This window comes from Plantactinospora sp. ZYX-F-223, from assembly GCF_039649625.1.
Lineage (GTDB): Bacteria > Actinomycetota > Actinomycetes > Mycobacteriales > Micromonosporaceae > Plantactinospora.
Map to the genome: position 1 here is coordinate 1 of NZ_JBDJAV010000054.1, position 15,008 is coordinate 15,008.

General features: G+C 71.1%; 13 protein-coding genes and 3 tRNA genes. 4 read left to right on the forward strand and 12 right to left on the reverse strand.

Going from position 1 to position 15,008, the window contains the following annotated elements:
* Nucleotides 1–49 precede the first annotated feature (49 nt).
* The 9 genes from AAH979_RS35940 to crtI form a co-directional block, all read right to left on the reverse strand.
* On the reverse strand, nt 50–433 hold the full coding sequence (locus AAH979_RS35940; RefSeq protein WP_346262589.1) for a hypothetical protein: 384 nt from the start codon (nt 431–433) through the stop codon (nt 50–52).
* A complete protein-coding gene (locus AAH979_RS35945) occupies nt 430–693 on the reverse strand; it encodes a hypothetical protein (protein ID WP_346262590.1) in 264 nt (87 codons plus the stop codon). The genes AAH979_RS35940 and AAH979_RS35945 overlap by 4 nt, the downstream gene beginning before the upstream one ends.
* A 160-nt stretch (nt 694–853) precedes the next feature.
* A tRNA-Phe gene (locus tag AAH979_RS35950) sits at nt 854–927 on the reverse strand.
* Nucleotides 928–1,031: 104 nt separating this feature from the next.
* A tRNA-Asp gene (locus AAH979_RS35955) sits at nt 1,032–1,108 on the reverse strand.
* A gap of 35 nt (nt 1,109–1,143) precedes the next feature.
* Nucleotides 1,144–1,216: transfer RNA gene (locus tag AAH979_RS35960), tRNA-Glu, on the reverse strand.
* 138 nt (nt 1,217–1,354) lie between these two features.
* Entirely contained in the window at nt 1,355–2,152 is a 798-nt protein-coding gene (locus AAH979_RS35965) for a polysaccharide deacetylase family protein (RefSeq protein WP_346262591.1), read from the reverse strand.
* Between the two features lie 90 nt (nt 2,153–2,242).
* Nucleotides 2,243–3,169, reverse strand: coding sequence for a MerR family transcriptional regulator (locus AAH979_RS35970; protein ID WP_346262592.1), 927 nt, complete (start codon nt 3,167–3,169; stop codon nt 2,243–2,245).
* The gene (gene idi, locus AAH979_RS35975) at nt 3,159–3,806 is read right to left on the reverse strand and encodes an isopentenyl-diphosphate Delta-isomerase (protein WP_346262639.1); all 648 of its coding nucleotides are present in this window, start codon (nt 3,804–3,806) and stop codon (nt 3,159–3,161) included. The genes AAH979_RS35970 and idi overlap by 11 nt, the downstream gene beginning before the upstream one ends.
* A gap of 182 nt (nt 3,807–3,988) precedes the next feature.
* Nucleotides 3,989–5,476, reverse strand: coding sequence for a phytoene desaturase family protein (gene crtI / locus AAH979_RS35980; RefSeq protein WP_346262593.1), 1,488 nt, complete (start codon nt 5,474–5,476; stop codon nt 3,989–3,991).
* 217 nt (nt 5,477–5,693) lie between these two features.
* On the opposite strand from crtI, the gene AAH979_RS35985 reads away from it, so the two are divergent.
* Complete coding sequence (locus tag AAH979_RS35985; protein ID WP_346262594.1) at nt 5,694–6,641, forward strand: phytoene/squalene synthase family protein; 948 nt, start codon at nt 5,694–5,696, stop codon at nt 6,639–6,641.
* Here AAH979_RS35985 and AAH979_RS35990 read toward each other — a convergent pair.
* The 3 genes from AAH979_RS35990 to AAH979_RS36000 form a co-directional block, all read right to left on the reverse strand.
* Nucleotides 6,631–7,518, reverse strand: coding sequence for a carbohydrate ABC transporter permease (locus AAH979_RS35990; protein WP_346262595.1), 888 nt, complete (start codon nt 7,516–7,518; stop codon nt 6,631–6,633). The two genes, AAH979_RS35985 and AAH979_RS35990, sit on opposite strands and share 11 nt — an antisense overlap.
* Before the next feature lie 12 nt (nt 7,519–7,530).
* Nucleotides 7,531–8,487: a sugar ABC transporter permease gene (locus AAH979_RS35995; protein ID WP_346262596.1), complete on the reverse strand. Its 957-nt coding sequence runs from the start codon at nt 8,485–8,487 to the stop codon at nt 7,531–7,533.
* Between the two features lie 85 nt (nt 8,488–8,572).
* Nucleotides 8,573–9,949, reverse strand: coding sequence for an extracellular solute-binding protein (locus AAH979_RS36000; RefSeq protein ID WP_346262597.1), 1,377 nt, complete (start codon nt 9,947–9,949; stop codon nt 8,573–8,575).
* A gap of 332 nt (nt 9,950–10,281) precedes the next feature.
* Here AAH979_RS36000 and AAH979_RS36005 point away from each other — a divergent pair, with 332 nt between their 5' ends.
* The 3 genes from AAH979_RS36005 to AAH979_RS36015 all read left to right on the forward strand — a co-directional run bounded on the left by AAH979_RS36005 (nt 10,282) and on the right by AAH979_RS36015 (nt 14,826).
* On the forward strand, nt 10,282–11,724 hold the full coding sequence (locus AAH979_RS36005; protein ID WP_346262598.1) for an NAD(P)/FAD-dependent oxidoreductase: 1,443 nt from the start codon (nt 10,282–10,284) through the stop codon (nt 11,722–11,724).
* 52 nt (nt 11,725–11,776) lie between these two features.
* Entirely contained in the window at nt 11,777–12,778 is a 1,002-nt protein-coding gene (locus AAH979_RS36010) for a LacI family DNA-binding transcriptional regulator (RefSeq protein WP_107262679.1), read from the forward strand.
* A gap of 410 nt (nt 12,779–13,188) precedes the next feature.
* Nucleotides 13,189–14,826 carry a glycoside hydrolase family 13 protein gene (locus AAH979_RS36015; RefSeq protein ID WP_346262599.1) on the forward strand — a complete coding sequence of 546 codons (1,638 nt, stop codon included), beginning with the start codon at nt 13,189–13,191 and terminating at the stop codon, nt 14,824–14,826.
* Nucleotides 14,827–15,008 lie beyond the last annotated feature (182 nt).

Genomic DNA, 15,008 nt, shown 5'->3' on the forward strand with positions numbered 1-15,008 from the left:
ATGCCCGAATCGCTCGCCCGATTCTTAGGCGAATTCCTGGCGCGAAACGTTAGATCGGGATGACGGGCATGTCGTCGGGGTTCCCGTATGCGTCCGGCTCGGCGGTCAGCACGTAGCCGTCGGAGTCGATCGCCAACAGCAGTGCTGCGGCGACGTCCGAGCGCCCCAGGTCCCGGGCGAGGCCGGCGAGGGCCAGCCAGTCGGCCGGGTCAGTGTCGACGACCGTGATGCTGGGATGCCCGACGAGCAAACCGATCGCGGGAAGCTGGTCATCCGGGACGCTCCGGTACGCCTCGACGAGGCAGGCGATGGGAAGGGCGACGAGAGCGTTTTCTTCCCCGACCTCGGTGATCACCTCTCCGACCGCCACGGAGGTGCCCGCGTAGCCGGTGATCGCGGTGGTGTCGAGGACGATTCTGATGGGCGCGGTCACCCGAGCGCGCGTCCGACCTGCTCACGGAGTTGCCGGCGCCGTTCGGGGGTCCACTTCCGGTCGGCTTCGGCGAGGCGGGCGCGGGCGCGGGCGACGCCTTCGTCGGTGATGTCGAAGCCTTGTTCGGCGAGGAGTTTGCGTCCCTCTTCACGGGTCATGCGTTGGCGGATGGCTTCGGCGACGAAGGCTGAGGCGTTGGGTTCTTGTGCGAGGCGTCGCGCGACGTCGTCTGGGAGGCTGACCGTCACCCGCTGAGTCATACCTTATAGCGTAGGGGTTCATACCTGTTGCGGCCAGGGCGATTGCCGGAGCCGGTCAACAGTGCCCAGGTTCCCCTTCGGGTACCGTGATGTCGAAAATAAAGAACGCCCACCGGCGTTTCCGCTGGTAGGCGTTCTGATAGCCCGGCGAAAGGCTATGTGGCCAGGGGCGGGGTCGAACCGCCGACCTTCCGATTTTCAGTCGGACGCTCGTACCAACTGAGCTACCTGGCCGGGTTACTCGGTTCATGTTACCTGGGTGACCGACCCGCTGCCGCCCTGGGTAACCTGCTCCGAAACGCAGAACGCCGCGCGTGCACACGCGCGGCGAGCGGCGCTGGCGGTCCTGACGGGACTTGAACCCGCGACCTCCGCCTTGACAGGGCGGCGAGCACTCCAACTGCTCCACAGGACCTTGCTCTTACTGCTGCCCGGCCGAGGCCGGGGTCGTGCCCCCAACGGGATTCGAACCCGTGCTACCGCCTTGAAAGGGCGGCGTCCTGGGCCGCTAGACGATGAGGGCGGCCCCGCCATCATTGCACATGACAACTTCAGCGGCTGTGCTCCCATCCGGCCCCGCCGGAGGCTCCGAAAGCATACGTGATGGCCAGCCGCCCGACCAAACCGGTATTGGCTATCGGACAAACCACCCCAAACTATCTCACCGAAGCCGGGTTATCCCGTACTTCCGCTTCAGCGAGCTGATCACCTGGGGGCAGGCGCCGAGGGTGCGACTTCGATCACCGCCGCCGTCGTGCAGCAGCACGATCGAACCGGGCCGGGCCTGCTGGGCGACCCGACGGCGGATCTCCGAGCTGCTGGTGTCGTCCCAGTCCGCCGGGTCGACGTCCCAGTGCAGCGACTTCATGCCGAGGGACTTGGCGACCGCGACGATCGACGGGGTCCACTTGCCGCCGGGCTGGCGGTAGTACCGGACCTTGATCCCGGGCACGGCCCGCTGGATCGCCTGATCTGTCCGGCGCAGGTCGGCCCGGATCTGCGCCGTGTTCTTCTTGCCGAGCTTGAGATCGTGCTGCCAACTGTGGTTGCAGAGCGTGTGGCCCTCGCGCACGATCCGGCGTACCAGCGCGGGATGCGCGCGGACCTTCACCCCCACCACACAGAAGGTGGCCCGGACCCTGGCCCTGCGGAGTTGGTCGAGCACCTTCGGCGTCCACTGCGGGTGCGGGCCGTCGTCGAAGGTGAGCGCGACCGCGCGTACCCCGGTCAGCCGCTGGGTGTTCAGCGGGCCGACGGTGCCCCGGGCGGCCGGCTTCTTCCGGCTCGGTTTTTTCGGCGGCGGCTGCGGGGTCGGGGTGGCCGGCGCTGTCGTGGTCACCTGGGGAATCGGCGGGTAGGGCAGCGGTGACCTGGCCGGAAGCGGCTTCTCGTTCGCGCAACCGGTGGACAGCAGCACCAACAGGACGAGGCCGGCGGCGAGCGCCGTACGTCGGGTCATCGAGCGGCTCCCGAGGGGTTTTCGGGTTACGGCTGCCCCACGTTAGCGGAGTGCGTACGGTGGCGATGTCCCGAATGCTCGGTAGCCGAGTCAGCGCCCCGAAGATCCGGGTACGTCCCGTAGCATCGTCAGCGCCTCGGCCAGCGTCGCCGGGGTGCGTACGCCGGGAGGCAGCAACCCGGGCGGCCAGCCGGGACCGGCGGCGACCAGCAGCGGCGGTCGCCAGGGGCCGGCCCGCACTGCGGTGAGCTGGGTCGGGTCGCCGGTCGCCGATCGGTGCGACCAGACCACCACGGCCTGCGGGGCGGTCCGGCCCACGGCGTCGACCAGGGCCGTCACCGGCACCCGTGCGCCGAGCAGCCGGCAGTGCACGCCGACCTCGGCGAGCGCGGCGGCGAGCGCCTCCAGCGGCAGGCTGTGCTGCTCCTCGTCGGCGCAGGAGAGCAGGATCCGGGGTGACGAGCCGCCGGCGGGCGGTCGAGGTACCGCCGCCAGCGCCTCCGACACGCAGCGGGACAGCAGGTGCTCCACCTCGATGAACGCCGCGCTGGCGGCGTGCCGTTCGCCGATGCCGACCAGCACCGGCCGGAGCATCCGCTCCCAGGTGGCGACCACCCCGCCGGCCTCGATCGCCGCGCCGATGCCCGCCCGCATCGCCAGCGGATCGAGCCGCATCGCCGCCCGGGCCAGGCCCCGGGCCGCCGGACCGGCCCGACCGACCGCGATGGCCGTGCCTCCGCCGGCCCGCGCCGGCAACGGCCCGCCCCGGTCCGGCGCCTTTTCGGGTACGGCGCCCCGGCGCGCCCAGTCCGCCGCCTCGGCCGGGGCGATCCCCTCGGCGGTGAGCCGGCGCATCACGTCCAGCCGGTCCAGGTCCTCGACGCTGTACCGCCGGTGCTGACCCGGCACGTGCCGGGTCGGGCCCAGCCCGTACCGCCGGTGCCAGCTCCGCAGGGTGGTGACGGCGATGCCGAGCCGCCGCGCGACGGCTCCGGCGCTCAGCCCGTCATCGGCCACCCGACCGCTCCGCCGGGTTGTCCTCCTGACCCGTGGGGGCCGGGACCTGCTCCCACCGGCCGCGGTTCTCCGCCCGGCGTGGCGGCCCGGCCGGGGACGATGGTGCGCCGGCCGGGGACGATGGTGCCGGGCCGGTCAGCCGGCTCAGCACCCCGGCCAGCCACGGGGCGTACGCCTCCGGGTCGGCGTCGAGCCCGGCCCGCAGCTCGTCGGGGTGTACCCAGCGCAGGTCGGCCACCTCGTCCGGGTCGGGCAGCACCGCGCGGTCGGCGTCGAAGTCGCCCCGCAACACGTGGTCGTACTCGTACTCCACCCGGCCGGTGCCGGGATCCTCGGCCCGGTAGAGGTACACCCCGATCTCGGTCAGCGGCACCGCCTCGATGCCGAGTTCCTCGCGCAGCCGCCGGCCGGCGGCGGTGTCGAGCGACTGGCCGGGCTCCGGGTGCCCGCAGCAGCTGTTGGCCCAGCGCAGCGGGAACCTGGTCTTGGCGGCGGCCCGCTGCTGGAGCAGGATCCGGCCGGCCGGGTCGACCAGCAGTACGGAGAAGGCCCGGTGCAACTGGCCGGGTGGCCGGTGCGCCTCGTCGACCGTACGGGCCCCGAGCGGGATGCCGGCCTCGTTGACCAGCTCCACCAGGTGCCGCTCCCGGTCGGTCGGGCGGCCCCGCTCTCCGGCGTCGCCCCGGTCGTTTCCGCCACGGCTCGCGGCATCGTCGCCCCGGGCTGCCCCGCCGCTGCGGCGCTCGGTCTCGTCGCCCCGGGCTGCCCCGCCCTTCCGGCCAGCGTCGTCGCTCCGGCCCGGCGTGTCGCGGTCGGCTGTCATCTGCCACCTCCAGTCACCCGGGCGGCGGCGAGCTTCCCGGAGATCATCACCATAGGCACGCCCACCCCGGGTTGCGTGCCGGAACCGACGAACACCACGTTGGGCAGGTCGCGGTGCAGGTTGCCGGGGCGGAACGGGCCGGTCTGCCACAGGCTGTGCGCGGCCGCGAACGGCGTGCCGGCGGCCATCCCCGCGTCGGCCCAGTCGGCCGGGGTGACGATCCGGAGCACCTCGACGCTGCCGGCCAGCCCGGCGTAACCCCGGCGTTCCAGGGTGGCGAGCAGGTCGTCCGCGTACCGGCGGGGCAGGTCGCCGCGCCAGTCCAGCCCGGCACCCCGGTCGAGGTTGGGCACCGGGGCGAGCACGTAGTAGCCGTGCCGGCCGGCCGGCGCGATCGACGGGTCGGTCCGGCTCGGGTTGGTGACCAGCAGGGACGGGTCCGACATCAGCTCGCCGCGCCGGATCACCTCGTCGAAGGTGCGCCGCCAGGCCCGCCCGAAGTGGATGTTGTGGTGGGCGATGCGCCGGTAGCCCTGCCCGGCGCCGACGTGCAGCACGACACAGGAGGGCGAGTAACGCAGCCGGCGCGGCGCAGCACCGTCGGGCAGCAGGTCACGGTATGCCACCGGCAGGTCCGGGTTCAGCACCACCACGTCGGCGGGGACGAACTCGCCGTCGGCGGTGCGTACCCCGGTGGCCCGGCCCGCGGAGGTTTCCACCCGGTCGACCGTGCTGCCGTACCGGATCTGCACGCCGTGCTTCTCGGCGGCACCGGCCAGCGCCCGGGGGAGGGCGTGGATGCCGCCGCGCGGGAAGTAGACCCCGGCGACCGAGTCGAGGTAGGAGATCACGGTGTAGATGGCCAGCGCGTCGTGCGGGGCGAGGCCGGCGTACATGGCCTGGAACGAGAAGATCCGCCGGGTGCGCGGGTCGGCGAAGAACTGGTCGACCTTGGTCTGCAACCGCCGGAACGCACCGGCGGCCAGCAGCCGGAGCAGGTTGGCGGTGAGCAGGTCTGTCGGGCGGTCCAGGTTGCGGTCGATGAAGTCGGCGCGTTCGAGCTGCCAGAGCCGGCGGGCGTAGTCGACGAACCGCAGATAGCCGTCGGCCTCCCGGGGACCGCAGACCCGGGCGATCTCCGCGGCCATCCGCGCGGTGTCGGTGACGACGTCCAGGGTGGACCCGTCCGGATAGTGCGCCCGGTACGCCGGGTCGAGCGGGGCGAGGTCGAGCCAGTCGTCCAACTCCTCGCCGACCGCCCCGAGCGCTTCCGCGATCAGGTCGGGCATGGTCAGCACGGTCGGTCCGGTGTCGAACTCGTACCCGTCGACGCTGAGCCGGCCGGCCCGCCCGCCCGGTACGGGCTCGCGCTCCAGCACGGTCACCTGGCGTCCGGCGCCGGCCAGGTGCAGGGCGCAGGCGAGGCCGCCCAGGCCGGCGCCGACCACCACCACCCGGTCGGTCCGTCCACGTACGGTTCGCACCCGATCACCTCCTGGAACCGACCATCATCCTGGGTCCAAGGTCAGCAGGGCACCATTCTTCTCGTTTTTGTTACTGAAAGATCCCTTATTGGCACCTGGACAGGCCGCGACCCGGCACCTGGACAGGCCGCGACCCACGCGCGCGAGAGCGGGTCGAGCGTACCCTGAAGCCTACGAGTTGCGTCGATTGATGCGTCGATTAGCCCCTGGAGGGTCGGTGGACACCAGTCTCGGCGGGTCCTACGAACGCTGCCGTGAGCTGCACAGACGGCACGGCCGGACCTACTATCTCGCGACCCGGCTGCTGCCCGCCTGGAAACGGCGGCACGTGCACGCGCTCTACGGCTTCACCCGGTACGCCGACGAGATCGTGGATCGGACCGAGGAACTACCGACCCCGGTCCGGTCCGCCCGGCTCGCCGACTGGTCCGAGCGGTTCCTCGCCGGGCTGCGGGGCGAGCCGGTTACCGACCCGCTGCTGCCGGCCGTGCTGCACACCATCGCCGTCTTCGACCTCGACCGGGCGGACTTCGCGGCCTTCCTGCGCAGCATGGCGATGGACCTGACCGTGACCAGCTACCCCCGCTACGCCGACCTGCTCGACTACATGGCGGGCTCGGCCGCGGCGATCGGCACGATGATGCTGCCGATCCTGGGCAGCACCGATCCGGCCGCCGCCCGCGAGCCGGCCCGGCAGCTCGGCCTCGCCTTCCAGCTCACCAACTTCATCCGGGACGTCGCCGAGGACCTGACCCGGGGCCGGGTCTACCTGCCGGCCGAGGACCTGGCGAGGTTCGGCGTCACCCCGGCCGACCTGGTCGCCGCCGCTCGGCGGGGGCGGGCGACGCCGCCGATCCGGCAACTGATCGAGTACGAGGTGAGCCGCGCCCGGGAGCACTACGTCGCCGCGGCGTCCGGGGTGACCCTGCTCGCACCCGCCTCGCAGTCCTGCATCCGCACCGCCTACCTGCTCTACGGCGGCATCCTCGACGAGGTGGTCGCCGCCGGGTACGACGTCTTCGCCGGCCGGGCCGTCGTGCCGCGCGGACGCCGGGCGGCGGTCGTCGCCCGGGCCCTGCTGACCCCGACGGGTGCCCCGGTGGCTGTGCCCGGGGCGCCGACCGGGGTGCGGCGCGGCGCCGCCGAGCCGTTGGCTATCCCTTGATGCTGCCGGTGGTCAGGCCGGACATGATGTTCCGCTGGAAGATCAGGAAGATCACCACGGTCGGGATCGCGGCGATCACCGAGGCGGCGATCACGACGTTCATCGGCGTACCGCCGGAGAAGGCGTAGATGCCGACGCTGACCGTACGGGTCTCCGGGGACGGCATCACCAGCTTCGGCCAGAGGAAGTCCTTCCAGACCGCCGTCACGGCGAAGATGGAGACCACCCCGAGGATGGGGCGCGACATCGGCAGGATGATCGACCAGAGCGTACGCAGCGGCGTCGCCCCGTCCATCACGGCCGCCGCCATCAGGTCCTCCGGGATCGAGTCGAAGAACCGCTTCAGCAGGAAGATGTTGAACGCGTTCGCGACCAGGGGCAGCCAGATCGCGAACGGCGAGTCGAGCAGGTTGATGTGCAGGATCGGCAGGTCGATCACGGTCACGTACTGCGGGACGATCAGGACCATCGCCGGGATCATCAGCGTCGCCAGCATCAGGCCGAGGATCGCGTTGCCGAAGACCGGTCGCAGCTTCGACAGCGAGTACGCCGCGGCGGTGTCCAGGACGAGCTGGAACAGCAGCGCCCCGGCCGCGTAGTAGAACGTGTTGAAGAGCAGCTTCGCCAGGTCGAGGTTGTTCCACGCGTCCGCGTAGTTCTGCGGCTGCGGATCCTGCGGGAAGAGCGTCGGCGGGGTCTGGGCGATCTCCTGACCGGACTTGAGCGCGCCGGTGACCATCCAGTAGAGCGGACCGAGGAAGACCAGCGTGAACACCACCACGACGGTGGTGAGCAGCGCCCAGTAGACGACCTTGCCGCGTCCCCGGCGGAGCTGGGCGGCGGAGATGAGGGTCCGGGTGCCGGAGTCCTGTGCCATTGGTTGCCCGTCCTAGTCCTGTTTCGCCGTCAGCCGGGCGTAGACGGCGGAGAAGCCGGCCAGCACCACGAGCATGATCACGCCGAGCGCCGCCGCGCCGTTGAGGTCGTTCTGGAAGAACCCGTGCTGGTAGATGAGGTACGCCACCGAGGTCGCCGAGTCCTCCGCGCCCGCGCCGTTGGCGAGGATCAGCGGTTCGATGAAGAGCTGCATCGTGGCGACGATCTGGAGCATCGCCAGCAGCAGCAGGATCAGCCGGGTCTGCGGGATGGTCACGTTGAGAATCCGCCGCCAGATCCCGGCGCCGTCCAGCTCGGCCGCCTCGTAGAGCTCGCCGGGGATGTTCTGCAACGCCGCCAGATAGATCAGCACCGCGCTGCCCATGTTCATCCAGGTCGAGGCGATCACCATCGCCGGCATCGTCATCTCCGGAGACTGCATCCACTCCGACGTCGGCAGGTGCAGCCCCTTGAGGATCGCGTTGAAGAGCCCGGCCTCGCTGGGGTCGTAGGCGTAGTACTTGAAGAGGAAGAGCGCCGAGGCCGGCGGCAACATCACCGGCAGGTAGACCAGGATCCGCAGGTATCCCTTGGCGTGCCGGAACTCGTTGAGCAGGATCGCCACGAAGAACGGCACCGCGTACCCGAGGACGAGTGCCAGGACCGTGAAGTAGATGGTGTTCTTCCAGGCGGGCCAGAAGCTGGGGTCGTCGAGGATCCGCAGGTAGTTGTCCCAGCCCACCCAGGTGGTCTCGCCCCGCCGGGTGCGCTGGAAGCTCATCACGATGCCGCGGATCATCGGGTACCAGGAGAAGACGACGAAACATGCCACCGCGCCGATCAGGAACGCGTGTCCGGTGAGGTTGTCCCGGACCTTCCGGCCGAGGCCGGTGCTACGCCGTGGCCGTTCCGGGTACGGCCGCGTGGCGCGACCCGGCCTGGTGGTACCCGGGGCGGTGGTGGTCGCCAAGGCAACTCCTGGAAAAGTCGGTGACCGTACGGTGCGGCGGGGACGCCGGTGGGGGCCGGTCGCGCCGGCCCCCACCCCAGCGGGATCAGCTCTCGGCGGCCAGGAGCTGGTTGACCTTGTCCTCGGCCGTCTTGAGCAGCGCGTCGACGTTCGCGTTCGGGTTCGTCAGTACCCCGGACATCGCGGCGTCGAGCACCGCGTAGATCGCCTGTGCGTTGCGCGGCTCACCCTTGATCGGGACCGGGTTCGCCTCGAAGAGCGCGAAGTTCGCGGTGTCGAGGTTCGCGTTCGCCTTGCGCAGTTCGAGCTCCTGCTTCTGCGCCTCGCTGCCGCCCGCGAAGAGCAGCGGTTGCGGCAGGCCCACCGGGTAGTTCTGCGGCTTGGCCCGGGCGTAGTCGAACTGGCCCTTGCCCGGCGTCAGCTTCTGGTACGCGATCCACTTGAGACCGGCCTTGACCTGCTCCGGGGTGAGGCCCTTCTTGAAGAAGTAGCCCTCGCCGCCGCCGAGCGTCCCCTTTGCCGGTCCGTCCTGGCCGGGCATCGGGCCCATCGCCCAGTCCTGGAACTTGCCCTGGAACTGGCTGACGATCGCCTGGGTGGAGTCCGGCGCACCGATGAACATGCCGACCTTGCCGGCGGCGGCGTTGGTCAGCAGGTCGCCCCACTGGAGCAGTTGGCGGGCGCCCATGCTGTTGTCGCCGTACCGCATGTCCTTGAGGTTCTGCAGGACCTGCCGGCCCATCGGGTTGTTGAAGTCGGCCTTCTTGCCGTCCGGGGTCAGGATCTGGCCGCCCTGCGAGTAGAGCAGGGCGGTGAAGTGCCAGCCTCCGGTGTTGCCGGCGCTGTATTCCGAGTAGCCGGCGATGCCGTTGCCGAGCGCCGAGATCTTCTTGGCGGCGGCCCGGACGTCGGCCCAGGTCTTGGGCGGGTTGTTCACGTCCAGTCCGGCCCGCTGGAACAGCACCTTGTTGTAGACCAGGCCCATCGAGTAGTTCTTCACCGGTACGGCGTAGAGCTTGCCGCCGTCGGTGAAGACCTCCTTGAGCGCCGGGTCGACGCTGTCCCAGGTCGGCACGGTCTCCTTGTTGGCGTACTCGGTGATGTCCATCGCCTGGCCGGAGTCCAGCACCTGCGCCAGGTCGGTCATGTACCCGTAGAAGACGTCGGTCACGGTGCCGCCGGCGAGCCGGGCGGTGAAGTCCGGCGGGTTGTTGCACTGCTCGCCGACGCTCACGCTCTTGATGACGATGTCGGGGTTCTGCCGCTGGAACTCGGCGACATCGGCGTTCCAGTTCTGCAACAACTCCTTCTGGGAGCCGACCGGCTGGCAGTCGACCGTGATGGTGACCTTGCCGCCGGCGTCGGAGTTGTCGTCGCTCTTCGTGGAGCATGCCGTGAGGCTGAGTCCCAGGCCGGCCACGAGCGCCAGCGCCGCGACCTTCCGGTACTGCGGTACGGACATCTGTCCATCCCTTCGGGAACGGGAGTCTCCATGACCTGTGCTGATCCGCGGGATCGTCACCGTGGCCGTGCCCTGCTGCTGGTCTGCACCCGCCATGTGACCGGCCCTGGAGCTGTGTGGCGTCGAGTGTGAGTGGGGTCACTGTAGCGAGGCGAACTCATTTCAGCAAGATATCGATCGTGCGATGAAAAGACACGACTTGATTACGGCAGATGATGACAAGTGCATGAGGGCCGGGGGGAAATCAGGCGCCTTCGGGTGTTTCAGTGGAAGATGGCTTCAGCCGCTCGGCACCTGGCTGACCGGGGGGCGGATCGGGAAAGCTGGCGGGTATGGCTGAACAGGAGCGGGCGCACGTGGCGGCCGACGAGATCGTGTCCACGGACGTGACGGCGGTCGTGGACGTGGTGGTGGTCGGGTTGGGCGTGGGCGGTGAGGAGACGGCGAACCGGCTCGCCGCCGCCGGCCTCTCGGTCGTCGGCATCGAGCGCAACCTCGTCGGCGGCGAGTGTCCGTTCTGGGGATGCGTGCCGAGCAAGATCATGATTCGGGCGGCGAACGCGCTGGCCGAGGCGCGCCGGGTCGACCACCTGGCCGGGCAGGCCCGGGTCGAGCCGGACTGGAGCATCGTGGCCAAGCGGATCCGCGAGGAGGCCACCGCCGGCTGGACCGACGACGCCGGGGTCGAGCGGTTCACCTCGAAGGGTGGCCGATTCGTCCGGGGCTCCGGCCGGCTGGTCGGCCCCGGGCTGGTGCGGGTCGGCGACGAGACGTTCCGGGCCCGGGTCGGCGTCGTGCTGGGTACCGGCACCACCCCGGTGATCCCGCCGGTGTCGGGGCTGGCCGGCACGCCGTACTGGACCAACCGGGAGGCGATGGAGCTGGCCGAGCTGCCCGGGTCGGTGGTGATCCTCGGCGGCGGGGCGATCGGCGCGGAGGTGGCACAGGTGCTCGCCCGGTTCGGCGTACGGGTCGGCATGGTGGAGGCCGGCGAGCGGGTGCTCGCGCAGGAGGAGCCGGAGTCGTCGGAGCGGGTCGCGGCGGCGCTGCGCGCGGACGGGGTGACGGTGCACACCGGGGCCCGGGCCGAGCGGGTGGAGCACGACGGCAGCGGCTTCACCGTGCACCTGACCGACGGCGACCAACTCCGGGGCGAACGGCTGCTGGTGGCCACCGGCCGGCGGGCCGTACTCGACACGCTGGGCCTGGAGACCGTCGGGCTGGACCCGACGCGGCGGTTCGTGGAGACGGACGACCGGATGCGGGCCGCCGACGGGATCTGGGCGGTCGGCGACCTGACCGGGCACGGCGCCTTCACCCACATGGCGATGTACCAGGCCGGGATCGCGATCGACGACATCCTGCGCCGGGCCGGCGTGCTCGACGGGGCGGCCGGCGACGGGCCGCGGGCGGACTACCGGGCGCTGCCCCGGGTGACCTTCACCGATCCCGAGGTGGGCGCGGTCGGGCTGACCGAGCGGCAGGCCCGGGAGCGGGGGCTGAACGTCCGGACCAGCTTCACCCCGCTCTCCGAGTCCAGCCGGGGCTGGATCCACCAGGTGGGCGACGAGGGTTTCATCAAGCTGGTCGCCGACGTCGACCGGGGCGTACTGGTCGGCGCGACCTCGGCCGGCCCGGTCGGGGGCGAGGTGCTGAGCGCGCTGGCGGTGGCGGTGCACGCCGAGGTCCCGGTGAGCACGCTGGCCGGGATGATCTACGCCTATCCGACCTTCCATCGCGCGATCGAGACGGCGGTGCGGGGTTTGTTGCAGTAGCCCGGCGAACTTCGGTTCGGTTTTTGCAACTGGCTGTCGTACGATCGCGGCCGTGACCAGAAGACTCACCGAGGTGGCCCGGAAGGCCGGGGTCAGCGAGGCCACGGTGAGCCGGGTGCTCAACGGCCGGGGCGGCGTCTCCGAGAGCACCCGGGTCGCCGTACTCACCGCGCTGGACGTGCTCGGTTACGAGCGCCCCAGCAAGCTGCGCGGCGAGCGGGCCCGGTTGGTCGGGCTCGTCCTGCCCGAGTTGCAGAACCCGATCTTCCCGGCCCTGGCCGAGGTGGTCACCGGATCGCTCGCCCAGCGGGGGCTCACCCCGGCGCTCTGCGCCCGCACCATCGGCGGAATCTCCGAGATGGACTACGTGGAGATGCTGCTGGACCACCAGGTCTCCGGGGTGATCTTCGCCGGTGGCTCGTACGCGCTGGCCGACGCCCCGCACGACCACTACCGGCGGCTCACCGACCGGGGCCTGCCGGTCGTACTGGTCAACGCCGGCGTCGACGAGCTGGGCTTCCCGTGCGTGTCGACCGACGACGCGGTGGCGGTCGAGCAGGCGTACGGGCACCTGCGGTCACTCGGCCACGAGCGGATCGGCCTGGTGCTGGGCCCGGCCGACCATGTGCCGTCGCGCCGGAAGCTCGCCGCGATGGCGAACGTCGCCGGTTGGGCCGACGACGAGGAGTGCGTCGAGCGGTCCAGCTTCTCCATGGAGGGGGCCCGGGTCGCGGCGAGCAAGTTGATCGAGCGGGGCGTGACCGGGATCATCTGCGCCAGTGACGTGATGGCGCTCGGCACCATCCGGGCCGCCCGCCGGCTGGGGCGGTCGGTGCCGGCCGACATCTCGGTGGTCGGCTTCGACGACTCGGCGTTGATGACCTGTACCGACCCGCCGCTGACCACCGTCCGGCAGCCGATCGAGATGATGGGCCAGGCCGCGGTGGACCTGCTGGTGAACCAGATCGAGGGTGTCGGGGTGCTCACCGACGAGCTGCTCTTCGAGCCCGAACTGGTGGTACGCGGCTCGACCGCGCCGGCACCCGGGCACTGACGGACCGGTTACCCGCGCCGAGCACGTCGCGCGGCCCGGTGCCCCGCACGTCGTCGGGCCGGTGGCCCGCCCGCCCGGCCGCGCCGCCGCAGCCCCGGCCCCACACGTCTGCGGCTGACCCGCCTCGACCGACCCGGCTCGGCTGACCGGGCACTTTCACGACCCCGCGCGGGGGCTCCTCCGCGCCCCGGCGCCCTGCTCGGCACAGCTCTGCCGCCCGCCGGAAGCCGGACGATCTGAGTCGTCATCTTTCAGAATTCTGTCGCATTATTGCGGTGCCGCAATCGAGTTTGTATCGTCATCGGCACGAAACGCGGCACATCAGAGGTCCCATCACATTACGACCGCCCGGACCCAGCGTGCAGGTACCGGTGGAGAGCTCACCGGACCGATCCAGAGAGCAGGTACTCGTGTCCACATCAGAGCGCCGCCGCCGGTGGTGGCGAGACGCGGTGATCTACCAGGTCTACCCGCGCAGCTTCGCCGACGACAACGGCGACGGCATCGGCGACATCGCCGGCATCCGGAAGCGGCTGGGCTACCTGTCCGGGCTGGGCGTCGACGCCATCTGGTTCGGTCCCTGGTATCCGTCGCCGATGGCCGACGCCGGCTACGACGTCTCCGACTTCCGGGCGGTCGAGCCGGTCTTCGGCACGCTCACCGAGGTGGAGGAGCTGATCGCCGAGGCGCACGGCCAGGGCCTGCGGATCATCGCCGACCTGGTGCCGAACCACTGCTCGGACCGGCATCCGTGGTTCCAGGCAGCGCTGGCCGGCGGCCCGGGTGCACCGGAGCGGGAGCTGTTCTGGTTCCGCCCCGGCCGCGGCCCGGACGGCGACCAGCCGCCGACCGACTGGGTCGGCGAGTTCGGCGGCCAGACCTGGACCCGGACCACCAACCCGGACGGCACCCCAGGCGACTGGTACCTGCACCTGTTCGCCGCCGAGCAGCCCGACTTCAACTGGGACCACCCGAAGGTACGCGCCGAGTTCGAGGAGATCCTGCGGTTCTGGTTCGACCGGGGTGTGGACGGCATCCGGATCGACTCGGCGGCGCTGCTGCTCAAGGACGCCACCCTGCCCGAGGTGGTGGAGGGGACGCCGCATCCGTTCCACGACCTGGACGGGGTGCACGACATCTACCGGAGCTGGCGGCGGATCGCCGACAGCTACCCGGAGCCGCGGGCCCTGATCGGCGAGGTGTGGCTGCCCGACCGGCAGCGGTTCACCAACTACCTGCGCCCGGACGAGCTGCACACCGCGTTCAACTTCGACTTCCTCACCTGCGCCTGGGACGCGGCCAAGCTGCGGGAGAGCATCGACGGCACGCTCGCCGAGCACGCCCCGATCGGTGCCCCGGCCACCTGGGTGCTCTCCAACCACGACGTGACCCGGGTGGTCACCCGGTACGGCCGGGCCGACACCACGTTCAGCTTCGCCAGCAAGCGCGAGGGGACGTACACCGACCTGGAACTGGGTACGGTGCGGGCCCGGGCCGCTGCGCTGCTCTCGCTCTCGCTGCCCGGCGCCGCGTACGTCTACCAGGGCGAGGAGCTGGGGCTCTGGGAGGTCGAGGACATCCCACCGGCGCTGCGGCAGGACCCGATGTATCCGCGCTCCGGATTCGTCGACCCCGGCCGGGACGGCTGCCGGGTGCCGCTGCCGTGGTCGGGGGACACGGCACCGTTCGGGTTCAGCCCGGACGACGCCTCGGCCCCGCCCTGGCTGCCGCAACCGGCTGCCTGGAAGGACCAGACCGTGCAGGCGCAGACCGACGACCCGCACTCGATGCTGGAGCTGTACCGCGAGGCGATCCGGATCCGCCGGAGCCTGCCGGCCCTCGGCGACGGCACGCTGCGCTGGCTGCCGGCGCCGGACGGGGTACTGGCCTTCGCCCGCGATCCCGGGTTCGCCTGCGTGGTGAACCTCTCCGAGGCTCCCGTGGAGCTTCCGCCGCATCAGAGCCGCCTGCTGGCCAGCCGGCCGGTGGACGGTGATCTGCTGCCCTCCGACACCGCCGTCTGGCTGCGTACCGCCGACCCGAGTTGACGGTGCGCGGGCCGGTCGTGGCCACCGTCCGCGCGGTGGCGCTGGCACCGGTGAGTACGCCGACCTCACCGGTGTCGCGGTGGTGCACGCCGGCGGCGGGGACGCCGACCCCGCCGCCGGTGGGCTCACCGCCGCGGTAGCCCGCCGGCCCCTTCCCGGCCGCTGGGAGTTGCCCGGCGCTA